General features: G+C 38.0%; 22 protein-coding genes. 6 read left to right on the top strand and 16 right to left on the bottom strand.

The genetic code is table 11. The features are described from left to right. Positions 1 to 299: 299 nt before the first annotated feature. The 14 genes from AW17_RS00425 to ubiE all read right to left on the bottom strand — a co-directional run bounded on the left by AW17_RS00425 (position 300) and on the right by ubiE (position 14,708). Positions 300 to 2,201, bottom strand: coding sequence for an amidophosphoribosyltransferase (locus AW17_RS00425; protein WP_029274096.1), 1,902 nt, complete (start codon positions 2,199 to 2,201; stop codon positions 300 to 302). A 452-nt stretch (positions 2,202 to 2,653) separates the two neighbouring features. Then, the gene (murI, locus tag AW17_RS00420) at positions 2,654 to 3,475 is read right to left on the bottom strand and encodes a glutamate racemase (protein ID WP_029274095.1); all 822 of its coding nucleotides are present in this window, start codon (positions 3,473 to 3,475) and stop codon (positions 2,654 to 2,656) included. Between the two features lie 227 nt (positions 3,476 to 3,702). Next, the gene (locus AW17_RS00415) at positions 3,703 to 4,281 is read right to left on the bottom strand and encodes an OmpH/Skp family outer membrane protein (protein ID WP_029274094.1); all 579 of its coding nucleotides are present in this window, start codon (positions 4,279 to 4,281) and stop codon (positions 3,703 to 3,705) included. A gap of 64 nt (positions 4,282 to 4,345) precedes the next feature. Next, on the bottom strand, positions 4,346 to 4,876 hold the full coding sequence (locus AW17_RS00410; RefSeq protein ID WP_029274093.1) for an OmpH/Skp family outer membrane protein: 531 nt from the start codon (positions 4,874 to 4,876) through the stop codon (positions 4,346 to 4,348). Between the two features lie 100 nt (positions 4,877 to 4,976). Beyond that, positions 4,977 to 7,520: an outer membrane protein assembly factor BamA gene (bamA, locus tag AW17_RS00405; RefSeq protein WP_029274092.1), complete on the bottom strand. Its 2,544-nt coding sequence runs from the start codon at positions 7,518 to 7,520 to the stop codon at positions 4,977 to 4,979. Between the two features lie 149 nt (positions 7,521 to 7,669). Beyond that, complete coding sequence (locus AW17_RS00400) at positions 7,670 to 8,410, bottom strand: undecaprenyl pyrophosphate synthase (protein WP_029274091.1); 741 nt, start codon at positions 8,408 to 8,410, stop codon at positions 7,670 to 7,672. Between the two features lie 19 nt (positions 8,411 to 8,429). After that, positions 8,430 to 9,227 carry a type IX secretion system protein PorG gene (gene porG, locus AW17_RS00395; RefSeq protein WP_029274090.1) on the bottom strand — a complete coding sequence of 266 codons (798 nt, stop codon included), beginning with the start codon at positions 9,225 to 9,227 and terminating at the stop codon, positions 8,430 to 8,432. Between the two features lie 2 nt (positions 9,228 to 9,229). Then, positions 9,230 to 10,111, bottom strand: a complete 882-nt coding sequence (locus AW17_RS00390) for an NAD kinase (RefSeq protein ID WP_029274089.1) — start codon at positions 10,109 to 10,111, stop codon at positions 9,230 to 9,232. Positions 10,112 to 10,120: 9 nt separating this feature from the next. Then, positions 10,121 to 10,783 carry a CBS domain-containing protein gene (locus AW17_RS00385; protein ID WP_029274088.1) on the bottom strand — a complete coding sequence of 221 codons (663 nt, stop codon included), beginning with the start codon at positions 10,781 to 10,783 and terminating at the stop codon, positions 10,121 to 10,123. Then, positions 10,784 to 11,548 carry an alpha/beta fold hydrolase gene (locus AW17_RS00380; RefSeq protein WP_029274087.1) on the bottom strand — a complete coding sequence of 255 codons (765 nt, stop codon included), beginning with the start codon at positions 11,546 to 11,548 and terminating at the stop codon, positions 10,784 to 10,786. It abuts the gene before it with no gap. A 175-nt stretch (positions 11,549 to 11,723) separates the two neighbouring features. After that, on the bottom strand, positions 11,724 to 12,170 hold the full coding sequence (locus AW17_RS00375) for a GatB/YqeY domain-containing protein (protein ID WP_029274086.1): 447 nt from the start codon (positions 12,168 to 12,170) through the stop codon (positions 11,724 to 11,726). Between the two features lie 164 nt (positions 12,171 to 12,334). After that, positions 12,335 to 13,093 (bottom strand): SDR family oxidoreductase, encoded by a 759-nt coding sequence (locus AW17_RS00370; RefSeq protein ID WP_029274085.1) that lies wholly within the window; start codon positions 13,091 to 13,093, stop codon positions 12,335 to 12,337. A gap of 89 nt (positions 13,094 to 13,182) precedes the next feature. Beyond that, positions 13,183 to 13,980: a type IX secretion/gliding motility protein PorT/SprT gene (porT, locus tag AW17_RS00365; RefSeq protein ID WP_029274083.1), complete on the bottom strand. Its 798-nt coding sequence runs from the start codon at positions 13,978 to 13,980 to the stop codon at positions 13,183 to 13,185. Further along, positions 13,977 to 14,708 carry a bifunctional demethylmenaquinone methyltransferase/2-methoxy-6-polyprenyl-1,4-benzoquinol methylase UbiE gene (ubiE, locus tag AW17_RS00360; protein ID WP_029274082.1) on the bottom strand — a complete coding sequence of 244 codons (732 nt, stop codon included), beginning with the start codon at positions 14,706 to 14,708 and terminating at the stop codon, positions 13,977 to 13,979. Before ubiE ends, porT begins: the two co-directional genes overlap by 4 nt. A 164-nt stretch (positions 14,709 to 14,872) precedes the next feature. Here ubiE and yihA point away from each other — a divergent pair, with 164 nt between their 5' ends. The 3 genes from yihA (at position 14,873) to AW17_RS00345 (ending at position 18,265) form a co-directional block, all read left to right on the top strand. Beyond that, positions 14,873 to 15,496: a ribosome biogenesis GTP-binding protein YihA/YsxC gene (gene yihA, locus AW17_RS00355; protein ID WP_029274081.1), complete on the top strand. Its 624-nt coding sequence runs from the start codon at positions 14,873 to 14,875 to the stop codon at positions 15,494 to 15,496. A gap of 110 nt (positions 15,497 to 15,606) precedes the next feature. After that, complete coding sequence (locus AW17_RS00350) at positions 15,607 to 16,464, top strand: UbiA-like polyprenyltransferase (RefSeq protein WP_029274080.1); 858 nt, start codon at positions 15,607 to 15,609, stop codon at positions 16,462 to 16,464. A gap of 97 nt (positions 16,465 to 16,561) precedes the next feature. Next, entirely contained in the window at positions 16,562 to 18,265 is a 1,704-nt protein-coding gene (locus AW17_RS00345; RefSeq protein WP_029274079.1) for a M3 family oligoendopeptidase, read from the top strand. A 555-nt stretch (positions 18,266 to 18,820) separates the two neighbouring features. On the opposite strand, the gene AW17_RS00340 is transcribed toward AW17_RS00345, so the two are convergent. Then, the gene (locus AW17_RS00340; protein ID WP_029274078.1) at positions 18,821 to 20,038 is read right to left on the bottom strand and encodes an MFS transporter; all 1,218 of its coding nucleotides are present in this window, start codon (positions 20,036 to 20,038) and stop codon (positions 18,821 to 18,823) included. 292 nt (positions 20,039 to 20,330) lie between these two features. On the opposite strand from AW17_RS00340, the gene AW17_RS00335 reads away from it, so the two are divergent. From AW17_RS00335 to AW17_RS00325, 3 genes are all read left to right on the top strand, one after another. Continuing rightward, on the top strand, positions 20,331 to 22,280 hold the full coding sequence (locus AW17_RS00335; RefSeq protein WP_029274077.1) for an amino acid permease: 1,950 nt from the start codon (positions 20,331 to 20,333) through the stop codon (positions 22,278 to 22,280). A 16-nt stretch (positions 22,281 to 22,296) separates the two neighbouring features. Next, entirely contained in the window at positions 22,297 to 22,848 is a 552-nt protein-coding gene (locus AW17_RS00330; RefSeq protein ID WP_157280173.1) for a hypothetical protein, read from the top strand. Between the two features lie 255 nt (positions 22,849 to 23,103). Further along, positions 23,104 to 23,649 (top strand): transposase, encoded by a 546-nt coding sequence (locus tag AW17_RS00325; RefSeq protein WP_209444172.1) that lies wholly within the window; start codon positions 23,104 to 23,106, stop codon positions 23,647 to 23,649. A 130-nt stretch (positions 23,650 to 23,779) separates the two neighbouring features. Here the strand turns inward: AW17_RS00325 and AW17_RS23960 are convergent, their stop codons facing one another. Further along, on the bottom strand, positions 23,780 to 23,932 hold the full coding sequence (locus AW17_RS23960) for a hypothetical protein (RefSeq protein ID WP_157280172.1): 153 nt from the start codon (positions 23,930 to 23,932) through the stop codon (positions 23,780 to 23,782). Positions 23,933 to 23,935 lie beyond the last annotated feature (3 nt).

Raw genomic sequence — 23,935 nt, 5'->3', positions numbered from 1 at the left:
GATAAATCCGATAGCTATCGGATCAGGATGATGCCAGGAGAATTTAAAAGATATAAATCTCCTCAGATTATCGTCATTGCGAGAAGGCTTTTTCAGCCGACGAAGCAATCTTTATGGCAAGGATCAATAGCATGAAAGATTGCTTCGTCGTTCCTCCTCGCAATGACGAGCCTTATAGTGCAATCTGTCAATGGTAGCGGAGTCGAAGGGCTTTTCTCAAGTGTTCTCCCTGGCAAAAATGAGAAAAAAAATAGCCCATATAAATATGAGCTATTTATTATTCAAGTACCATTTAGGGCCTAATAAGCCCTTTGATTATTTCCTTCTTTCCAGTTGACGAAAGCTTTATTTACCACTTTATTTCCACCCGGGGTAGGGTAATTTCCTGAGAAATACCAGTCACCTTTGTTTTTCGGACAAGCTTCGTGCAAGTTCTCTAAACTTTGATAAATTACTTCAACCTCAGCAACAGTACCTTTTGGCGTAATAATCTGTGCAATTTTAGCCGAAATTTCTTCAGGCGTAAACGGTTTATAAATTTCTTTAACGTGGTTTACAATTTCCTCTTTAGGTAAAAGCAACGAAGCTTTACATTTCGTGTAAACGTCTTCGATCACCTGCCACATACCGCGCTCCGTTAACAACTGAATAGCCGCATCGAAAGCCACGAACTGCCCCATCCTGCTCATATCGATACCATAACAATCAGGGTAACGGATCTGAGGTGCAGAAGAAACAATAATAATTTTCTTAGGGTGTAAGCGGTCAACAATTTTAATGATACTCTGCTTTAAGGTTGTACCACGTACAATCGAATCATCAAGTGCCACTAAAGTATCCTGATGGTTATTGATAATACCATAGGTAGTATCGTAAACATGTGCTACCATTTCGCTACGGTCTGCGTCCTGAGTAATAAAAGTTCTCAGTTTTACATCCTTAACCGCCAGCTTTTCTACACGGGGTGCTAATGATAACAGGTCTTCAAGCTGCTGATCTGTTAATGTTTCTTTTTTATGTAAAAGTATATCTTTCTGGTGCCTGCGCACATATTGCTGAACACCATCAACCATTCCGAAGAAGGCTACTTCTGCCGTATTTGGAATAAATGAGAATACTGTATTTTTTAAATCGTAATTAACGGCCTGAAGGATTTTATCGCTTAATAAGCGACCAAGCTGTTTACGTTCGCGGTAAATCTCCACATCACTTCCCTTTGAGAAATAAATACGTTCGAAAGAGCACGACAATCTTTCGGTTGGCTCGCGGAACTGCTCCATGCTCACCTCACCGTTTTTCTTAATAATTAAAGCATGACCAGGATCGATCTCTTTAACATCTTTAAACTGGATATTAAATGCGGTTTGTAAAGCTGGTCGTTCCGAAGCTGCTACAACAATCTCATCATCATAGTAGTAATACGCCGGACGGATACCTGCCGGATCGCGCATAATGAACGAATCGCCATTACCCACCATACCACAGATCGAATAACCTCCATCCCATGTTTTGGCCGAACGGCGAAGGATATTTGCAATATCTAAATTATCAGATATTTTGTGTGTAATCGCAATGTTATCATGCCCTTCTTTTTTATACTGATCGAAAAGCTCCTGGTTTTCATCATCTAAAAAGTGACCGATTTTTTCTAATACCGTTACGGTATCTGCTTTTTCTTTTGGATGTTGACCTAACTCGTACAATTGCTCCAATAACTCATCAACATTCGTCATGTTGAAGTTACCTGCAATTACCAGGTTACGTGTCATCCAGTTGTTTTGCCTTAAAAAAGGGTGGCAATTTTCGATGCTGTTTTTACCATGCGTACCATAACGCAAATGGCCCATTAACACCTCGCCGATAAAGCTTACGTTGTTTTTGAGCCATTCTGTATCCTGCATTAATTCAGGCGTGTTTTCTTGGATATCGACAAATTTGTTCTGCACATATTCGAAGATATCTGCTACCGCATTAGATGCCATGCTCCGGTATCGGCTAATGTACCTACTGCCCGGTTTCATATCCAGCTTAATGGTGGCAATACCCGCGCCATCCTGGCCCCGGTTATGCTGTTTTTCCATTAAAAGGTATAATTTGTTAAGGCCGTAAAGTGCTGTACCGTACTTTTGCTGGTAGTAAGAAAGTGGTTTTAACAGGCGAATAAAAGCGATTCCGCATTCGTGTTTTATCTGATCACTCATTGTGTGGGTTTGAAGCCGCAAAGTTATCCTTTTAACTCGTTACAACCTAAAGAAAAATGTTTTCTTTTATTATGATGAGTTTAAGCTGACAGATGAATTAAAAGTGCAACTAATCTAGCGCTAACTCCGATAACTCCTTCGAATTAATTCGAATAGGTTTAAACGGCTGGCTTAGTTAGTGTATATTATACACACTTGTTTGAATTAGCAGCACAGACCGTGCTATTCAATTAATTTTAATATATTAACAGTTGAACTTTTATAGTTACCGACGCAAAGGAGAAAGTTCTACTGCAGCTTTCCGGTTGTGCTGGCACCAAATCAATTTAAAGATTTTTATCAACAGAATAGATGCTGAACAAGTTCAGCAGGACGCAGCTCAGGAATTAACAATTTTCAATGCGCAATTTCCAGTTAACCAATTCAAACAATTACCAGAGTTCAGTTTACAGTTAAACAATCATTCTATCCGATTTCAACGGCTCTCCGAAAAAAATAGAGGCGTGTTCATCAAAAGCAATTGGATCGCCGCTGGTATAGAAATGCCTTTCGCCATGTTTAGCTAGTTTTTCTTCCATCTCAGGGTGCCTCTTTAAATAATCAGCTAAACTACTGGATACAATCTCGCCTTGCGTTAAAACGCTTATATGGTCGGGGAATACCTTCTTCAGTTTAGGCATTAATAAAGGATAGTGTGTACAAGCCAATAGCACGCAATCGATAGCTGCCGATTGGTTAAGTAATTGATCGCAATATTCATTTATAAAAAAGTCTGCACCTGATTGTAAGTGTTCATTATTTTCGATCAGTGGAACCCACATCGGACAACTTTGCTGGTAAACTTTAATCTCAGGAAAAAATTTATTGATCTCTAAAGGATAAGATTGAGAATTAACTGTACCTCTGGTCCCCATCACGCCTACCGATTTAGTATTCGTATAACCATCAATTACCTCAGCTGTGGGCCTGATTACGCCAAGCACTCTTCTACCAGGATACTTGCTTGGCAAATCCTTCTGTTGGATCGTTCTAAGCGCTTTTGCAGATGCTGTATTGCAGGCCAGGATAACCAAATGGCATCCTTTAGCAAAAAGCCATTCTACGCATTCTAAAGTATATTTATAAATGGTCTCGAAAGAATGGTCGCCATAGGGCGAGCGGGCATTATCGCCCAAATAGATATAATTGTAATCGGGCAATTTATCGGCAATAGACCGGAAAACTGTTAAACCACCGTAACCTGAATCGAAAATACCTATTGGCGAAGCCTGCATTGTGTTGGAAGTTATAGATAAATATTGAAAAGTTAAATCTTTAAAACGGTCGTCTTCCTGAACTTGTTTCAGGATCTGCTGCGCTGAAGTTAGACATCAAAGATGCTGAAATAAATTCAGCATGACGAAAATCTTAAAACAAAAAAAGCGGAACTAAGTTAAACTTAATTCCGCCTTATATTTTGAATTGGTAAGGAGATTTTGAACTCCGAACTTCCGACTCAGAACTACTTTTTAGGTGCCGCTGGTTTTGCAGCAGTTGCAGTGATTCCTAGTTTAGTTTTTACTGAAGCAGTAATATCATCACCACCATCCCAGAAAACTAAATTGTTACCACCTTGTCCGTTTGCGATATCGAAAACGTAAGCTAAACCTTTTTCTTTAGCTACAGCAGAAATTGCAGTTGCAACTTTAGCCTGAATAGGTTGGAATAATTCACCTTGTTTAGTACCTATATCTTGCGAAGCTTTAGTACGCGCATCAGTAATGCGTTTTTCTAAATCCTGTAATTCTTGACCCGCAGCTTGTAATTCTTTACCCACTGTTTCTTTGTTAGCCTCACTCAAAGTTTTTTGCTTAGCTTCTGCTGCAGCCATTTTACTTTGATATTCTTTGATCATTGCATCAATATCAGCTTGTTTTTGTTTACCTAAGGTCTCTAAAGTTGTTTGAGCTGCTTTAGCCTCTGGTAAATTTGCAAATACCTCTTCAGAATTAATGTGACCCAATTTTTGTTGTGCACTTGCCATATTCGCTGTAAACAATAAACCTGCTGCTACAAAGAATACGTTAATTAACTTTCTCATCGTTCTATTTTACTTTTTTTATTTTTTTCTAATTGTTTTTCTTCAAAAATCAGGGCCGAATATACTAATTATTTACAGTCCCTGGTTTATAACCTAATTTTACAATTACGTCATTACTAACATCGTAACTGCTACTTGCATAAATCATCATTGTTGCTTCACTGCTCTTGTCGAAAATGAAGTCTAAATATTTAGATTTTGCAATCTGTTTAATCGCCTCGGCTACTTTATCTTGAATGGGTTTAATTAATTTTACCCTGCTTTGAAAAAGATCCCCATCTGGCCCAAACTTAGAACGTTGAAATTCTTTAGCCTGTTTTTCTTTTTCTATAATCTCGTTTTCACGGCGCTTGCGCATATCATCGGTTAACAAAACCTGATCGGACTGATAAGCTTTGTACATCCTGTCTATTTCAGAAAAATTCTGATCTACCTGTTGCTGCCATTGTTTAGAGGCAACATCTAATTGACTTAGCGCCGATTTATATTCTGGTAAATGTTTCAAAATATACTCCGTGTCTACATAAGCAAACTTCTGTGCAAAGGCACCAAAAGAAGTGCAAAGTAGGAATGCGATAAAAAGATACTTCTTCATTTGTGTGTGTGTTAATGATATAGTTAATAACCTAAGCTTTCTTTAAACTCCTATAGCAATGATTTATTGCATAATTAGTTAAATTTTTGTTCTTTATCAATTAAAATCCACCTAATTGTTGTGCAATACTAAATGTAAAATTTTGCTTTCCTCCATCTGATAGCCCTGGTATGGTATCAAATGCATGTCCATAATCGATACCCAACAAACCAAATATAGGAAGGAAGATCCTTGCACCTACACCCACTGATCTTCTAACGTTAAAAGGATTAAAATCACCAAATCTGTTCCAGGTGTTACCAGCCTCAGCAAAGGCCAAAACGAAGGCTGTGGCTTGTTGGCTTGCAATAACGGGATAACGTGCCTCTAATACATATTTGGTATAAATTGGGCTACCTGATTGCTGCGCTACAGCCGGATCGGATCCATTCGGGATAACAGCATTGTTAGCGTAACCACGCATCGCGATCAGCTCAGATCCCTGCAAGAAATCGAATCCCTGCATACCATCACCACCAAGTTTAAAACGCTCGAATGCTGATTGGCCAACTGCTTTGCTATATTGCCCTAAGAAACCAAATTGGGCCTGCGCTTTGATTACCAGGTTTCCGGCTACACGCTGGTACCATTGCGAATCGAATTTCCATTTATGATATTCAGTAAAGCGATATTTCTCCCTATCTGATGCTGTTGCATAGTTTGTTTTATTTAACAATGAAAATGGAGGCGTTGCCTGAACGGTGAAACGTAAGAATGATCCAGATTTAGGGAAGATTGGCGAATCTCTTGAATCGCGGCTAATCTCCTGTGATAAGCTTATGTTGTAAGATGTACCCGTATTGAATAAATATCCTGAATAGTTGTTTAAGATGTATTGTTGTACACTAACGGCATGACTTAACTGGAAATAGTTATCTGGCCAGTTTAATCTTCTACCCAAACTAACCGTTACACCATTTAAACGTATTTTTTGAAACTGCGCATTATCTGAACTTAATCCATTAGATTGTAATGAAGTAAAGGCACTCACACCAAAACTTACCGGTTTCTCGCCACCAAACCAAGGTTGAGAGAAGGAGAAACTATATGATTGGTAATATTTACCGTTGGTTTGTCCACGTAAGCTTAATTTCTGCCCATCACCTTTTGGCAATGGTTTGTAAGCTTTTAAATTAAATAAGTTACGTAACGAAAAGTTATTGAAAGTTAAACCTAATGTACCAATGATACGGCCACCACCAAAACCACCTGATAACTCAATCTGATCTGAAGGTTTCTCTTCTACAGCATATTCAATATCTACGGTACCATCTGCCGGATTAGGACGAGGTGTAGGTACAGTTTTAGATTCATCAAAGTTACCCAATTGACCAATTTCGCGGATGGTACGGATTAAATCACTTTTGTTAAATTTCTGTCCTGGTTTGGTACGGATCTCACGTAAAACAACTTTATCGTTTGTGATGGTATTACCTTTTAAAGTAATGCGGTTGTTGGTATACTGTGGTCCTTCGTACATGCGTAATTCCACATCAACAGTATCGCCATAAATTTTGGTCTGTACCGGATCGATATTAAAAGTTAAATATCCATTATCGGTATACATACTGTTAATGTCGCCACCGTTTTCGCCACCGCCATTTAATTTTTTATTTAATTTTTCTTCGCTAAAAACATCACCTTTTTCGATGGTTAATACTTTTTGCAAAATACTATCCGGATAAATGGCATTACCTGCCCAGGTAATATTACCGAAATAATATTTTTTTCCTTCGTAAAGGTCCATCCTGATGTTAACCTTTTTCTTGTTGTGCTGGTAAATGGTATCCTTTAATAATTCGGCATCACGATAACCTTTCTCGTGCATTTTGGCAATCATTTTTACCTTGTTCTCTTCGTATTTTTCTTTCGCGAATTTTCCAGAGCCCCAAAAGCGCCACCAGGCAAATTGTTTAGGGTTTTTAAGGTATTTTCTAAGTTTTGCTGATTTAAAATCTTTGTTTCCGGTAAAATCGATATGCTGTACTTTAACACGGTGACCTTTATCGATATTTGCTTCTAATACCACACTGTTTTCTGCATTCGGATCTTTACGTGTTTTGTAATCGATCTGGGTAAAGAAAAAGCCCTTATCCAATAAGTATTTTTTAACAATAGCCGAGGTGGTATTGTACAGGTTATCGTTTACAATTTTACCTGTTTTATCATTTAGCTTTTCCTGAATAGCTGTTTTTTCAGATTTACGGATACCTTTTAAATCGATGGAGCTTAAACGCGGGCGTTCCACTACTTCAATTTCAAAATAAACCGAATCCTGAACAAACTTTTCGATATTAAGTTTAACATCATCAAACAATCCCTGCGCCCAAAGCGTTTTAATCGCATCAGAAGTTGCCTCGCCAGGAAGCACGATTTTATCGCCTTTAGTTAGTTTAGATAAGGTAATTAATACTTCTTTATCTAAATATTGGGTTCCGGTTACCGTGGTACCACCAATGATATATTCTTTTGGACTAAAATAATCGAGATCTAAGCCACCAACCTTTAAAGAAGGGGTTACCGGTGCCTGACCTTGTGGACGTACTTGAGCGAAGGCCGGAGCGGCTAAAACTAGTAGGATTAAAACTTGAAATATTCTTTTCATTAAAATTAATTGTTCAGTAATGGCCAAAAGGTAACGATATTTTATAAAGCAAAATTTCTTTACGTTGTTCCCTTATTATGGTTTCATTTATCGTATAAAAGTGGTGCTAAGTTAGTTTAAACGCTTGTTAAAAAGTGTTAAAAGAAAAATTAGTTTAATTGTTCGCTAATTTTACCAAAACGGCGTTCGCGTTTTTGATAGTCTACAATAGCCTCGAAAAGATCTTCTCGTCTGAAATCCGGCCATAAAACATCAGTAAAATAAAACTCGGTATAAGCCATTTGCCAAAGCAGATAATTGCTGATACGGTGCTCGCCACTGGTCCTGATCATGAGTTCAGGATCGGGTATATTTACGGTTGTTAGTTTAGATGAAAACAGGTCTTCGTTTATATCATCCAAAGAAATGGTATTATCTTTCACAGCCGATGCAATTTTTTTGGCGGCCTCCAAAATCTCCCACTTTGCACTATAGCTCAACGCTAATGTTAAAGTACATTTTTCGTTATGGGCAGTCTTTTCCATGGCTTCTTTTAAATCATCTATACATTCTTGAGGTAAAGATGCAATATTACCAATGGCATTCAGCTTAATATTGTTTTTATTAAGCGTTTCGGTTTCTTTGTTAATGGTAGAAATCAGAATCTGCATCAATGCATCTACCTCTTCTTTAGGCCTGTTCCAATTTTCTGTAGAAAAAGCATATAAAGTGAGGTACTCGATACCTACTTCAACACAACCTTCTACAATGTCTTTTACAGAAAGTACACCTTGTTCATGTCCGAAAACCCGCACTTTACCCTGGCCTTTTGCCCATCTTCCATTACCATCCATGATTACGGCAATGTGCTTTGGCAGGCGGCTATAGTCTATTTGTTCTTTAAATCCCATTAATTATGTCAAAATCAGCTTAAAAGGAATAGCATTTTGAGGATACAAAGGTAAAAGATATGCCAACACTAACAAATAGATAAGTGTCCCTTTTTCTAAAATCGCCTCTTTGTGTACCCGCTTGTCCGATTTGGTAACGTGAAGGATCGGATAAATTGACCTGATTTTGGCCATTTCCAACGATTACAGGATTAACCGGATAGCGGCCGCTTACATCGTCAATATAATCGGTAAGTGGTGTCCGGTAACCGAGTTCAGTAAAAACACTCCAGGTATTTTTGTAATTATACCTTAGCCCTAATCCATATGGGATAGTTAAAACAGCATTGTTATAACCATTTTCCTGACCTTCGGTTCTGAGTCGATCTAACCGGTATCTTTTACCATCAATTTTTACCGTAGGTTTAAAAACAACTAAACCAACACCAGTAAAAAGGTAAGGAGTGAATTGTCTGGTTCCGCCACCTATACTGAAGTTAAAAAAATTAAAATCGATCAAACCGCTAAATTCATTCAATGCTGTTTTAAAACGCAGGTTTCTTTCACGGAACTGTTCATTATTAGAATTAGCATCATCTGCCTTAACCTGCCCGTAAGTATAATTTAAGCGAACGCCTAAATATTGGTTAAAGTTACGTTTTACATAGACACCACCAGAGAGTCCACTAATCTGCAATGGATTATTTTGATTGAGATCGCCCATGTAACCTGCTCCTCCACCCATTAGCCCAACTTCCCAGGTACCTTCTTGCGCACGAAGAATTTGTCCGCTAAAGATAAAAAAGAGGAGAATTAACAGAGGTTTGGCTGGCGTCATACTTAGTAGTTACGGGTATCAATGCCCCATAATAATTTATTCCTTAACGTGTTTAAGTAGGTTTCATTGTTAAGGCGGATAAGATTTACGCAAAAATCTGCCTTTTTTATGCTAATTTTTACTGAACGCTCTACGGTTACCGTTCGACTATCACAAGAAACCAGAAATTTCGATTCGCGTGCTTCTACCTCAAAAGAGAGTTTATTATCATCTGGTACAACCACCGGCCTTACATTTAAGTTATGCGGTGCAATGGGTGTAATTACAAAGTTTTCAGAATCGGGATAAATAATCGGACCGCCGCAGCTTAATGAGTAGGCTGTTGATCCTGTTGGGGTTGCAATAATCAATCCATCGGCCCAATAAGAATTAATAAACTCATTGTTCATTGAGGCATGGATAATCATCATGGCAGAATTATCGCGGCGGTGAATGGTAATATCATTCAGTGCAAAATTCTCTTCTCCAAACAGGCCATTATCCGATTCTAAAGTTAAAAGAGAACGGGAATCTAGGGTATATTCTCCGTTAATTAAGGCTTTTAGCGCCGATCCGATTTCATTTTTATTGATGCTGGCCAGAAAACCCAACCGGCCAAAATTGATCCCTATTACGGGTATGCCCGAATTGCGGATTAACGATAAGGTATCCAGTAAGGTGCCATCGCCTCCTAAGCTCAACAATACATCGGCAAGGTCTTTTAGTTCGCTATGGTTGTGAAAAATAACCGTATTGGCAGGCAATTTAATTTTGCCATGAAGAGATGTTTTAAATTTTGAATATAAAACCGGCTGGATATGATGCTCGGCTAAATGATTAAAAACCTCTTGAACGTAGGGCAAAACCGTGTCATTAAAATCTCTCCCGTAAATTGCAATCCTCATAAAGTAGGTTTATACATTTAAATAGTTCATGAAAGAATCGTAACGCTCCTGCGACCCATCATCAATCTGCGTGTTATTGTATACCTCTTTAACCAGATAATCATATCTTTCGAAAGAAGCTACCAATGAAGTAATTTCTGTTTTATTTACTTTGAGCGTTACTTCTAAACGTGTAGAATTTTCGAAAGAATTCACGTAAGAAGAGAGCACCTGTGCATTATCGGCTTCAACAATCTGTGCAATATGTGCCAGAGAATTATCGCGGTTACTGATCTCCAAGACGATAATTCCTCCAGGTTCATTTACCGCATACTGTTCGGCCACGGCATTTACCATGTTATTGATCGAAATTAAACCCAGGTAATTTTTCTGTTGATCTAAAACCGGAACAGCTGTCAATTTTAACTGACTCAATAACCTGATTACATCATAAGTATGTACATTACTCAACACGAAAACATTAAGTATGTTTACCGCACTATCGCTTAAAAGTGTATCGTGATTATCAATATTTAGTAAATCATCTTCAGAAACCAAACCCAATAAAGTTACCTCGTTAACAACCGGCAAATGCTTTAGTTTAAAATCGTTCATACGATCTAAAGCTTTCTGCACCGTGTCATCGGCCCTTAGTGATGGAATTGCATCTGATATGATTTCTGCTGCAAACATTTATTTTAACAATATTCTATCTAAAAATTTCTCTAAAAATGCATTAAATATTTCCGGATGTTCCATCATAGGCGCATGCCCACATTTATCAACCCAATTTAATTCCGAATTCGGCAACAATTCATGAAATTCTTCTGCCACTTCTGGTGGCGTAACCTTATCATTTTTACCCCAGATTAAAGAAACTGGTATGGTAATTTTCGACAGTTCTTTAGACATATTGTGGCGTATTGCCGATTTTGCCATGGTTAAAATCCTAATAACCCTTGATCTGTCGTTAACCGTTTTAAAAACATCATCAACGAGTTCTTTGGTTGCAGTTGCAGGATCGTAAAAAGTAAACTCTACTTTTTCCTTAATGTAATCGTAGCTCTCTCTCCGCGGGAAAGATCCTCCAAAAGCATTTTCGTATAAACCAGAGCTACCTGTTAGTACCAAGGCTTTAACAAACTCCTGATGGGCAACCGTAAATACCAAACCCACATGGCCACCAAGCGAATTACCAACAAGTACTACCTGGTTTAAATTTTTATATTTTAAAAAGCGATGAAGATATCTCGACAATGCTTTTACGCCTAATGTTAAAATAGGCAAATCGTAAATTGGTAAAATTGGAATAATTACACGATAGCGATCTTTAAACTGTTCTATAACCAGTTCCCAATTGCTTAGTTCGCCCATTAGGCCATGTAGCAATACCAGTGTTTCGCCTGTTCCAGCTTCGATGTATTTAAATCCGTCTTCTTCTATTATCGGGTAGGTCATATATATTCTAGATGGTATTGTGCTACTAAGTTAGTAGAGTAAAATTAAATTTATGCATTTCTATGCCATTTTTCTGAAATAAAATCGAAAACGGTATAAAAACGTTATTTGCATTGCGCAGAGCGATAAGCGACCAGAGATTGTTAACCTTACGCCTTTATACCCTCTACCTCAATTAAGCTAGTTTTTCTTTAACAATCTCAGCAATTAATTTACCATCAGCTTTACCTGCAAGCGCTGCATTTGCCATGCCCATTACCTTCCCCATATCCTTAACCGATGTAGCACCAGATTGTTTGATTACACCCTCGATAATTGCAGCAACCTCTGCCCTATCTAACTGTTTTGGCAAAAATTGACCAATCACTTCAATTTCTTCTTCTTCTACCTGATACAAATCTTCGCGATTTTGTTGCTTGTAAATATCAGCAGATTCGCGGCGTTGTTTAATCAGTTTCTGAAGAATTTTAAGTTCAGTTTCTTCCGTAATTTCTTCTGAAGATCCTTTCTCTGTTTTAGCTAAAAGTAAAGCTGCCTTTATTGCTCTTAAACCTCTTAACTGTGCATTGTTTTTAGCCAACATGGCTTTTTTTATTTCCTGATCTATTGTGTTTGATATCATTTCTTTTAATTGGTTAATGGTTATAAGGTTAATCGGTAAACTGTTTAAATCGGTTAATTGTTCTGGCTGATGGTCCATGGTTAATAGCTCATATCCTTCCTCCCTTAATCGGTTAAATGCCATTGCTGTTCACAACAGTTAACCAGTTTAAACAATTTAAACAGTTAACTTCTGTTTATAATTGTTGCTGTAGCCTGTGCGGTAGGCATAATCAGCATGTCATTAATGTTAACATGTCTTGGCCTGCTTACTACATACCAAATGGCATCTGCAATATCGTCGGCAATTAACGGCTCCAGGTTTTCATATACCTTTTTTGCCCGGTCTTCATCACCTTTAAAGCGCACCACCGAAAATTCGGTTTCTACCATGCCCGGATTAATTTCGGTAACCTTTATGCCATGGGGCAGTAAATCGATGCGCATGCCTTTACTCAAAGCATCAACAGCATGTTTGCTGGCACAATATACGTTTCCATTTGGATAAACTTCCTTTCCGGCAATGGAACCAATGTTAATAATATGGCCGGACTGGTTTGGTATCATCCAGTTGGAAACAATTTTGGTTACATAAAGCAAACCCTTTACATTCGTATCAATCATGGTGTCCCAATCGTTGGTATCGCCTTTATCAATCGGATCTAAACCCTGGCTTAAGCCCGCATTGTTAATCAAAACATTAACCTTTTTCCATTCTGCCGGCAAAACTTCTAAAGCAGCGGTAAGACTTTCTTTATCGCGAACATCAGCAAAAACCTGTTTGATGGTAATGGCATACTTGTCTTCTAAATGATGGGCAATTTTTGCCAACCGATCTTCTCTGCGGGCCAATAACACCAGATTGTAACCTTGCTGGGCAAATGTATGTGCACAAGCTTCGCCAATACCAGAAGTTGCGCCTGTAATTAATACGATTTTAGACATTTTTATGATTTTTAAGTCTCGGTAATTCTTTAAGATACCATCTTTGATTTACCTACACCAACAAAGGTAAGTTTTTTTGGATTGCAGGACTATTGAAAAATCAAACTGAATGTTAATTGACGTAATTTCAACTTATCTATTGGATTGGCATAAACCGTATTGTCGTGCTGAAGCAAATCGTTGGTCGAATAGGAGAGTTTTATTTCGGGCGACATTTTAAAATACTCAAAGTAAATATCGAAACCAATACCTGTTTCGTACGACAGGTAATTTCTTTGATTTTTTAAAAACTTATTTACAGGTGTTTCGCCTTCATCGAAAGTTTTCTTTTTCGAAGCTATATCTATTGAATATTTAGCGCCGCCCAACCAATATACCCTAAAATTATTCATCCGGTTCGACTTCACCTTTAGGCCTAATGGAAATTCGAACATGGTTGCCTGAACTTTTCTTTCAACCACGGTTTGAAAGTTTTTCGTTTGCCCATTGCCTACGTTGATCGGCGCCATAGGTTCATACTCGTAAGTTACTATCCTATCACTAAAAATAAGGGACGGCGTTGCCCTGATATCGAAGTTATCAGAGATCATTCTATTCATTACAAAACCCAACCCAAAACCTTGCGACGGTGGGCTTGAAATAGAATTTAATGTTGAGGTAACCGGAATGCCCGAGTTTGGATCGTAAGAAGGATCCGGGGAATTTGGCACCTCATAAAAAGGCGATCGCCAATTTTGCTTTTTAAGAATTTTGTATTCGGCTGAGATATACTGGAAATTAAAACCAAAACTCCAATCTTCATCGTCTATTCCACCACCCCAGTTTTGAGCAAAGGTGGTTGTAGAAATAATAAAAAGTGAAAGAATGAGGCTTAATTTTCTGATCATTTGGTTCCTACATATATCGAACTAATTCCAAACGTTAAAATGCTTTGTTTGGTACTTTTAAAGCCAACTTTTTCCATCAGACTGGTAAAATCTTCTCCGTCAGGAAAAGCTGCTACCGATTCTGGCAAATAGGTATAAGCTCTGTGGTCTTTAGAAAATAGTTTTCCAAAGAAAGGCGTTACCTGTTTAAAATAAAAACTATACAATTGTTTTACCGGAAAAATCTTTGGTTTCGAAAATTCCAGTATCACCATTTTCCCATTGGGCTTTAATACCCTGTACATATCGGTTAATCCTTTTTCGAGGTTTTCGAAATTACGCACACCATAGGCGCAGGTAATCGCATCAAAAGTATCATTTTCGAAATGCAGACCTTCAGAATCGCCTACCTGAACGGCAAAAACTTCATTTAAACTACGCTCGTTAATTTTCTTCTTGGCTACTTCTAACATACCTTCAGAAATATCAACACCAATTACCTTTTCGGGATGAAGCTTTTTAATGGCTTCAAAGGCAAAATCGCCGGTTCCTGTAGCCACATCAAGCAAAGTTCTCGGGTGGATGGAAACCAGTTCTTTAATGGCTTTCTTACGCCATAATACATCTATCCCTAGAGAAAGAAAATGGTTTAAAAAATCGTAAGTACCCGAAATGTTATTAAACATGGTTGCAACCTGCTCCTTTTTAGTTGCATCTTCTACTTGGTATGGGGTGATATTCTGATTCATGATATGGGGCAAAGATAGATAAAAGTCGGGAGTCTTTAGTCCGGAGTCCGAAGTCTTTGGCGCAAAGTATTCAGCGCAGTGTCAAAAATCATATTTAAAAATTATCAATTTGAACTTCCGACTTCCGACTTCCGACTTCGGACTCAAAACCCTACCTTTGCATTATGATTATCAAAACGGCAACATTTGTTTGCAGCAACACCCAGATTTCGGCACTACCAGCACCAACTATGCCCGAATATGCATTTATTGGCCGCTCTAACGTGGGTAAATCTTCATTAATCAACATGTTGGTTAATCAACATGGATTAGCCAAAACCTCTCAACGCCCGGGAAAAACGCAGTTAATTAATCACTTTCTGATTAACGAAGCCTGGTACATTGTCGATTTACCGGGGTATGGCTATGCCAAGGTTTCTAAAACCAGCAGAGAGAAATGGGAGAAATTTATCCGCGCCTATATAACCAAAAGAGAAAGTTTACAATGCGTTTTTGTTTTGATAGACAGCCGGTTAGAGCCACAGGGAATTGATATAGAATTTTGCTATTGGTTAGGTGAAAAACAGATACCTTTTTCGCTAATTTTTACCAAGGCTGATAAACAGGGCATGACAACCACCCAGAAAAATGTAGCTGCCTTTAAGAAAAAATTAGGTGAGTTTTTCGAAGAGATCCCTGCCACCTTTATTTCCTCTGCCGAAAAAGGAACAGGAAAAGATGAAGTGCTGAATTTCATTTATGAGGTGAATAAAGATTTTGTTGTGCCAACGGATTATAAGAAGTTTTAAATGGTTTTCGGTTCGCGGTGCACAATTTTCAGTTTAACATTAAAAATCTGTGTAATCAAATAATCTGTGTAATCATCCCCTGCGGGAAATTAATCAGTTCTAAAAAAAAAATGAAAAAATACTTTTCACTCGTATTATTCGCCCACTCTGTTTTTGCGCTACCATTTGCCATGATTGGTTTCTTTTTGGGCGTAACTACAACAGAAAACCCATTTTCCTGGTATAAACTGATTTTAGTTTTGCTTTGTATGGTTTTTGCCAGAAACTCGGCTATGGCTTTTAACCGGTATCTGGACAGAAATATTGATGCAAAAAATCCACGCACCAAAATGCGCGATATCCCTGCGGGTAAAGTTTCGGCAAACGAAGCGCTGATTTTCGTAATCGCCAATTGTGTACTTTTCGCCATTACCACTTACTTTATCAATCCGCTTTGTTTCTATCTGTCGCCAGTAGCTTTGTTTGTAGTTTTGTTTTATAGCTACACCAAAAGATTTACGGCGCTTTGTCATTTGGTATTGGGCTTAGGCCTGGCGCTTGCTCCTATCGGCGCTTACATTGCCGTAACCGGACATTTTGCCTTGGTTCCTGTGCTTTACTCCTTAACCGTATTGTTCTGGGTAAGTGGATTTGATATTATATACGCATTACAGGACGAAGAATTTGACCGGGAAGAGAAATTACATTCCATCCCATCGGCACTTGGCATTAAAAATGCTTTGAATGTTTCGGTGCTGTTGCATATACTCTCTGCTACCTGTGTTATTTTGCCTGTGTTTTTTACCTCCTTTAGCTGGGTTTATTACGTAGGTATTGTGTTTTTCTGTTCGATGTTGATTTATCAGCACTTACTGGTAAAACCAAATGATATCAGCAAAGTGAACAGGGCGTTTCAAACCTTAAATGGTTATGCATCGGTAGTATTTGCGATATGCTTTTTAATAGATGCGTATTTGAGACATAAATAAAAATGAACGAATGATTGAATTTTGAATGAGAGCATATAACATTGCGCCGTAAGCCATTCACTCCTTCAATCATTCTCTAATTCAATAATTGACCATTATGATAACTAAGAAACCTAGAACATACATTCCACAGGAACTAAACATTACCTGGGAAAATTTAGAACCACTTTTTACCGAACTGCAAAACCGCGAAATAACCAGCACCGCTGGGTTAGAACACTGGTTAAAAGACCGTTCGGAGCTTGAAGCTGCTTTAGAAGAAGATTTTGCCTGGAGGTATATTAAAATGAGTTGCGATACCGCAAATGAAGAATTGGTTAAAAAATTTCAATATTTTGCAACTGAAATAGAGCCGAAAATTTCTCCATTCGCCAACGAATTGAACAAAAAATTTGTCGAAAGTCCTTTTATGAATGACCTGGACAAAGAAAAATATTTCGTTTACAGTCGTGCGATAAAAAAAGCATTAGCGCTTTACCGCGATGAAAATATTGAGCTGTTTACCGAATTACAGGTGAAACAACAAAAATACCAGAGCATTACAGGCGCCATGAGTGTTGAGCTAAATGGTCAGGAATATACTTTGGAGCAAGCCTCGATTTTTATCAAAGATTTAAACCGCGAGGTACGCGAAAATGCATGGAAAACGATTCAACAACGCCGCTTAATTGATAAAGATGATTTAAACGTGTTGTTTGATGAGCTGATTAAACTGCGTAATCAGGTTGCCTTAAATGCGGGTTTTGAGAATTACCGCGATTACATGTTCCAGGCTTTGGGCCGTTTCGATTATACCCCACAAGACTGTTATGATTTTGCCAATGCTATTGAAAAAGAAATCGTACCGATTTTAAAAGAGCAGGCCGAAAAACGCCGGGAAGCTTTAGGACTAGAAGTATTAAGGCCTTGGGATTTAGAAGTAAGCATTAGTGGCAAACCAGCTTTGAAACCTTTTAACAACGGCGAAGAACTGATTGATAAAAGTATTGCCTGCTTTAATGCCATTGATGAAAAATTGGGCTCAAAATTGGCAACCATGAAAGCCAATAACCTTTTTGATGTAGAGAGCAGAAAGGGTAAAGCGCCAGGTGGTTACAATTACCCATTGGCTGAAACAGGAGCCCCGTTTATCTTCATGAATTCGGCAAATTCGTTGCGCGATTTAACCACAATGGTTCACGAAGGCGGCCATGCGGTACATACTTTTTTAACCGCAGATTTAGAATTAAACGACTTTAAACATTGCCCTTCTGAAGTTGCTGAACTCGCATCTATGAGTATGGAGCTCATCTCTATGGATAACTGGGATGTTTATTTCGACAACGAAGAAGATTTAAACCGTGCTAAAAAAGAACAGTTGGCTGATGTTTTGAAAACTTTACCGTGGGTTGCTGTAATTGATCAGTTTCAACACTGGATTTACACCAACCCAAACCATACTGCGGCTGACCGTGAAGAAACTTTTAAGCAGATTTTTAACCGTTTTGGCGCTGGTTTTGCCGATTGGAAAGATTTAGAACAACAATTTGGAAATGGCTGGCAAAAACAACTGCATTTATTCGAAGTTCCGTTTTACTATATTGAGTATGCAATTGCCCAGTTAGGTGCCATTGCGGTTTGGAAAAACTATAAAGAAAATCCAGAAAAGGCTTTAAATCAATACTTAGCGGCACTTTCATTAGGTTATACTAAGCCAATGAACGAAATATATGAAACAGCAGGAATCAAATTTGATTTCAGCGCAGAATATGTAAAAGAACTGGCAAGTTTTGTAAAAACAGAACTGGAGAAACTGGGATAAGGAAAGGTGGAAGGTTGTGAGGTGGAAGGTAGAAGACTTTATCCCCTTAAAGTGATAAATTAAAGGTCGTGGCTTTTTGCCACGACTTTTTTGTTTTGTTGAACCACGGATAAAAAGGATGAGCACAGATCAATACTAGTTCTGGTCTTAGCATCTCGCTAAGACAGAAGTTTAATTCTTTTTTTACGGCATGGACGTTGTAAAGGCACTTCGACTCCGCTCAGCGTGACAAAACGAAGGAGAATTATCAACTGGCCTTAGCATATTGCTAAGCATTTTTTGCCACGGAAACACAGCGGGCACGGAAACTAAGCAAAAATCCAGAACCTCAACGTACTAACATGTTTTTCGGTAAGCATATCCATTGTTTTATCTGCTGTACCCTGGTTAATAGACCTGATGGAAGTGAAAATCCCTTTTGGGTATTGGATACATTATTTTTACCAACTTTTTCCCAAAAAGGATTGTAACAAACAGCAGGACAGAACCCCACCCATTTGTTGCAGGCTTTGCTCTTCAAAAAAAATCATTTCTAATTACTACCGCAGTAACTATTTAGGCTTCATCCTTCTTTCTAATCCTAAGAATCACAAACATTACCAGAACCGACAACAGGATCATGATCAGATAACTGTAACTGAGGTTACGCTCATCTTTAGCAGGGATCAGGTTTACAATGCCATAACTCAAAAAAGAAACAATAACATAGGTAATCCCTCCGGTTAAGCCACCTGCAATTCCTGCATTTTTAGGGAATTTGCTCAGGCAAAAAGTGAAGTAATTATTGAAGGTGAAGCCTGCTCCTACATGGATTAAAAAGGCAAATAAAATTAAAGACCAGAGATTAGAAACAAAATTTAAGCTTATAATCATCAGAACTACAAACGCTACCTGAAACAGCGAGTTGATCATTAATCTTTTAAAGAAGGGCCTATTAATGGTGGCCTTGCCGATAAAGCCCCCTACCATCCAGGCGAAACCTAAAAACAGGGAACTATAACCGGCAATAACCGGAGAAAATTTAAAATGGTGCTCGATGATAAATGGTCCAGTCATGTTGTAAACCATTACCATACAATAAGCTAAACCCAACATCACGATACCCAAGGTAAAGCTTGTTGTTTTAATCATTTCGATATAAATACCTGTTATATTTTTCAGTTGAAAATCGGTAAAATGCTTTAAGGTTTCGCCACTGAACAATAACTCGAGCACCGCAAAAACAAGTGCAAAACCGGCCAAGAAATAGAAATTAGATTCCCAGCCAAATACTGTTTGCAGATAACCACCAATAAAAGGTGCTACAATGGGTCCGGTAGACCAGATGATGGAAAACAAACTCAGGTAATGTTTTAGCTGATCGCCCTCAAAAAGATCGACGAAGTATGCTCTTTTTGCCACTACAATTGCACCTACAGTAAGCCCATGGATAATGCGCATTAAATAAATAAGGTAAATGTTATGGGTAGTTGCAATGATTATACTTGCCGCCGCGAAAATTAATAAGGCGTATAAACAGATTTTATATCTGCCAAAACTATCGAGCACACTACCGATAAAAAGTTGTGCAACCCCATAGCTAATTAGAAAAATGCTGAGTGTAAGTTGAACCTGAACATTGCTCACCTGCATTTCGCCAGCCATGGTAGGTAATGAGGGGATATAAATATCGGTAGCAAAACCCGACAATGGAATTAAGGCAAAGGCCAGTAGAGTAGCCAAACCCTGGTGACGTTCTTTTATATATTTTATTTGTGCTATATCTGCATTCATATTGGTACTGTAATAGTATATAAATATTCCAATCAAACATATATTTAAGTACTCTTATTTATCTGATTGATTATCGATAGCAAAATTAACTGTTTCACTTACCCTAAAATTATGCGAATCAAACAAAGGATTATTCAAGCCAAATAATTGCTTTTTTTTACTTTAATCTAATAATTGCCATTCTTTTCGTTGGCATTTTGCCTACTAGAGTGTGGTGTATTAAAAATTATATCCTGCTTTAAACGTTTTTAACCAAACTTTTTATAAGTTTGAGGAAACAAGCAAACAAAAGATGTTCGAAAAGCTATTCAGAAAGAAATCTATTTCCAAGATATTACAAGATGCGGCAAAAGGCTATGGCGACCATGAAAATACACTACATAAAACACTCGGTGTTCGCGATTTAACAGCTTTTGGAATTGCAGCGATTATTGGAGCAGGAATTTTTAGTACGATTGGCAAGGCAAGTGCAGATGGTGGCCCGGCGGTAATCTTTTTATTTATTTTTACGGCAGTAGCCTGTAGTTTTGCGGCCTTTGCTTACGCAGAGTTTGCTTCAATGGTACCTGTTTCGGGTAGTGCCTATACTTATTCTTATGTAGCTTTCGGCGAACTGGTTGCCTGGATTATCGGTTGGTCGCTCATTATGGAATATTCCATCGGTAATATTACGGTAGCCATATCCTGGTCTGATTACTTTACAGGACTACTCTCTACCATCAAAATACCTCCCCTCGGCATAGAGGGCATCCATGTACCCGACTGGATGACAATGGACTATTTAAGTGCCTATAACGGGCATAAACATGCTGAAGCGCTTCTGGCGGCTGGTAAAAACCTGGCAGATTTAGATTCGGCTACAGCCTTGGCCAATAACGCATGGCTTACCGCCCCAACAATCGGTAGTTTTCATCTTGTTGCAGATATTCCTGCTTTAGGTATTATCATTTTAATTACCTGGTTAATTTACCGCGGTATGAAAGAAAGTCGCAATGCCAGTAATGCGATGGTGGTGGTTAAACTTGCGGTAATTCTTTTGGTATTAGCGGTAGGTATATTTTATGTAGACACAAAAAACTGGGATCCATTTGCTCCGAACGGTGTTTCAGGAGTTTTAAAGGGAGTTTCGGCAGTATTTTTTGCTTATATCGGTTTCGATGCCATTTCTACAACGGCCGAAGAATGTAAAAATCCACAACGCGATTTACCGCGCGGAATGATGTGGGCGATTATTATATGTACTATCCTTTATGTGGCTATTGCACTGGTTTTAACTGGTATTGTTAAATCAGATACCTTAGCCGTTGGCGATCCGTTGGCATTCGTTTTTGATCAGATTAACTTAAAATTAATGAGCGGTATTATTGCCGTAAGTGCGGTATTTGCCATGGCCAGCGTGCTTTTGGTTTTCCAAATGGGTCAACCCCGTATCTGGATGAGCATGAGCAGAGATGGCTTATTACCAAAATCTTTTTCGAAAATTCACCCTAAATACAAAACACCTTCGTTTGCAACCATTGTGGTAGGATTTGTTGTAGCTGTACCATCGTTGTTTATGAATCTTACTATCGTTACCGATCTTTGTTCTATCGGAACACTTTTCGCTTTCGTACTGGTTTGCGCAGGGGTTTTAGTGTTACAGAACAGGCCTGATGTACAGCGTGGAAAATTCAAGATACCTTATGTAAACAGTAAGTTTATTGTACCTATTGTTTTAATTGCGACTATAATTTTTGCATTCACAAAATATGGGAAAGAAACAAAAGCTTTCTTTTTCAATTCCCCTAAAACAATCCAAACGGTAACTTTTGTTACTTCTTTAAGTGGCGATGAACTTAAAATTGTTAAAGAGGAAATTGTTAAAAATGCCTCGCCACAAATTGTATTGGCCGAAAAAGTAGATGCAGAATCTTATTTAAGTGCATTACCGGCCGATCGTTACGAACAGTTTATTTCAGCCTCAAAAGTACCCGTAGAAAAGAAATACGAAAGCGGTTGGGGGTTGTTTAAACACAAAATTCCCATGTGGATTTTCTTGATCATCTGTGTGGTCATCACCTACTATTGCATTACCAAAAACTTGTCGTTAATTCCGGTTTTAGGATTGATCAGCTGTTTGTATATGATGTGCGAACTTGGTATTTCGAACTGGATCGGCTTCGGCATCTGGCTGGTAATTGGCCTCGTGGTTTATTTTGCCTATGGTTACAGGCATAGTAAACTGGCAAATCCGGAGGCTTAGGTTATTAATGAATGATATGACAATTTTTGAGAAAATAGAGAAACATCAGACACAGAAAAACTATGTCAAAATTAAAAGAGACGTTGGTAACAAATCTTATGTGCTTTCTCATGGTTATATCTTAGATCACTCATTTGATTTTGTTCTCCTTAAAGAGAACGATGATTTTCTATTTAAAGGATTTACTATTTTTCCAACATCTTCTATTACCAAGATCAGACACAACGACTATGATCAATTTTTCGATTCCATAATGGAACAGGAGGGCCAGAAAAAGCTGATCGAAATGCCTTACCAAATTGATTTAGAAAGCTGGGAAACCATTTTCAATTCTATAAAAAGCATAAACTTAAAATGTGCTGTAGAAAACGAAAACAATGATCGCTTCTTTTTTAAAATCGGAGAGATTGTGAAAGTGAAAAGAAGAAGTTTAAAAATTCTAAACTTCGATCCTGCAGGTTTCATAGATGATGAACCAACAAAGATAAAGTATAAAGAAATTTCTGCTATAGGCTTTGATGATAATTATACCAATACAATCAGTAAGTACTTAAGGGCAAAGCAGTAGATTATTACTTACTTGGTCATGCTGAATTTATTTCAGTATCTTCCAATTCTTTCGGCCAGTGAGACACCAATCGATAGCCTTGGCATGGCAATGCTTCTATTGGTAGATACTCACTAACCCACAAATCCCCACCTTTTAAAACAAAAAGCCCCTCAGTTCTATCGGTTGGTGTCTCACCGACCGAAGCCTACTACAGCATATTATCTTTTTTCGTATCTTGAGTTAAAATTGTCCCTACAATTTAAATTTTAAACTATGCATATCTTCCATAAAAGACAGGGACAAATGGATTACAATTATCCATATTTCTATACAGATACCATCTGTGACTTTGCACATTTATTAAATGATGATAACTTAAAAATGATCATCATAAATTCACTAAAATTTCTGGTCAATCAAAAACTTATTGAAGTATATGGCTATGTGATTATGCCAAACCACATTCATTTAATCTGGAATATGTTGAAATTAAACGGAAAGGAGGCTCCTGCAGCCAGCTTTACCAAATTTACAGCACACGAGTTCAGGAGGTACTTGTTAGTTAATAACCCTCCACTTATAAACCGATACCGTTCACAAAAGAATGATAGAATATTTCAGTTTTGGAAAAGAGATCCACTGGCCATCCCTTTGAGCAAAGAAGATACCCTGATACAAAAACTCGATTATATACACGATAATCCAACTAGAGAAAAATGGAATCTATGTACTCAACCAGAAGATTATAAATGGAGTAGCGCAATTTTTTACGAAACAGGGATTGATGAATTCGGGATTCTTACACATTTCAGAGATTAAATGTTTCGGTCGGTGAGACACCAACCGATAGCCCTTGAGTGGTAAGACCCTGAAACAAGTTCAGGGTGACGATCTCGCAAATGTCCTTCTAACAAAAAATCCCCATTCTTTAACAGAAAGAGGATTCAATTTATTTCTTCTTTATAAAGGCCAGCGCGGTAATCATTACCAGCCCCAATCCAGATGCTATCATATAATTATTTGCATGATCGAAATGGTATAGTTTAGCTATGGGGCCAACTATAAACAAACTGATGCCCAATATTAAAATTGCAGTTCTCATCAG

The sequence above is a fragment of the Pedobacter borealis DSM 19626 genome (assembly GCF_000708285.2).
In the GTDB taxonomy this organism is placed as follows: Bacteria; Bacteroidota; Bacteroidia; order Sphingobacteriales; family Sphingobacteriaceae; genus Pedobacter; species Pedobacter borealis.
Note: the sequence above shows the minus strand (reverse complement) of the source record. Positions and strands in the feature narration are given on the sequence as shown.

Coding starts and splice junctions, on each gene's coding strand:
- AW17_RS00345 (WP_029274079.1), top strand. CDS start 16,562: ATGATAACTAAGAAACCTAGAACATACATTCCACAGGAACTAAACATT.
- ubiE (WP_029274082.1), bottom strand. CDS start 14,708: ATGAATCAGAATATCACCCCATACCAAGTAGAAGATGCAACTAAAAAG.
- AW17_RS00385 (WP_029274088.1), bottom strand. CDS start 10,783: ATGTTTGCAGCAGAAATCATATCAGATGCAATTCCATCACTAAGGGCC.
- AW17_RS00340 (WP_029274078.1), bottom strand. CDS start 20,038: ATGAATGCAGATATAGCACAAATAAAATATATAAAAGAACGTCACCAG.
- bamA (WP_029274092.1), bottom strand. CDS start 7,520: ATGAAAAGAATATTTCAAGTTTTAATCCTACTAGTTTTAGCCGCTCCG.
- AW17_RS00410 (WP_029274093.1), bottom strand. CDS start 4,876: ATGAAGAAGTATCTTTTTATCGCATTCCTACTTTGCACTTCTTTTGGT.
- murI (WP_029274095.1), bottom strand. CDS start 3,475: ATGCAGGCTTCGCCAATAGGTATTTTCGATTCAGGTTACGGTGGTTTA.
- AW17_RS00380 (WP_029274087.1), bottom strand. CDS start 11,548: ATGACCTACCCGATAATAGAAGAAGACGGATTTAAATACATCGAAGCT.
- porT (WP_029274083.1), bottom strand. CDS start 13,980: ATGATCAGAAAATTAAGCCTCATTCTTTCACTTTTTATTATTTCTACA.
- AW17_RS00425 (WP_029274096.1), bottom strand. CDS start 2,201: ATGAGTGATCAGATAAAACACGAATGCGGAATCGCTTTTATTCGCCTG.
- AW17_RS00375 (WP_029274086.1), bottom strand. CDS start 12,170: ATGATATCAAACACAATAGATCAGGAAATAAAAAAAGCCATGTTGGCT.
- AW17_RS00400 (WP_029274091.1), bottom strand. CDS start 8,410: ATGGGATTTAAAGAACAAATAGACTATAGCCGCCTGCCAAAGCACATT.
- AW17_RS00415 (WP_029274094.1), bottom strand. CDS start 4,281: ATGAGAAAGTTAATTAACGTATTCTTTGTAGCAGCAGGTTTATTGTTT.
- AW17_RS00390 (WP_029274089.1), bottom strand. CDS start 10,111: ATGAGGATTGCAATTTACGGGAGAGATTTTAATGACACGGTTTTGCCC.
- AW17_RS00370 (WP_029274085.1), bottom strand. CDS start 13,093: ATGTCTAAAATCGTATTAATTACAGGCGCAACTTCTGGTATTGGCGAA.
- AW17_RS00335 (WP_029274077.1), top strand. CDS start 20,331: ATGTTCGAAAAGCTATTCAGAAAGAAATCTATTTCCAAGATATTACAA.
- AW17_RS00325 (WP_209444172.1), top strand. CDS start 23,104: ATGCATATCTTCCATAAAAGACAGGGACAAATGGATTACAATTATCCA.
- AW17_RS23960 (WP_157280172.1), bottom strand. CDS start 23,932: ATGAGAACTGCAATTTTAATATTGGGCATCAGTTTGTTTATAGTTGGC.
- porG (WP_029274090.1), bottom strand. CDS start 9,227: ATGACGCCAGCCAAACCTCTGTTAATTCTCCTCTTTTTTATCTTTAGC.
- AW17_RS00350 (WP_029274080.1), top strand. CDS start 15,607: ATGAAAAAATACTTTTCACTCGTATTATTCGCCCACTCTGTTTTTGCG.
- AW17_RS00330 (WP_157280173.1), top strand. CDS start 22,297: ATGACAATTTTTGAGAAAATAGAGAAACATCAGACACAGAAAAACTAT.
- yihA (WP_029274081.1), top strand. CDS start 14,873: ATGATTATCAAAACGGCAACATTTGTTTGCAGCAACACCCAGATTTCG.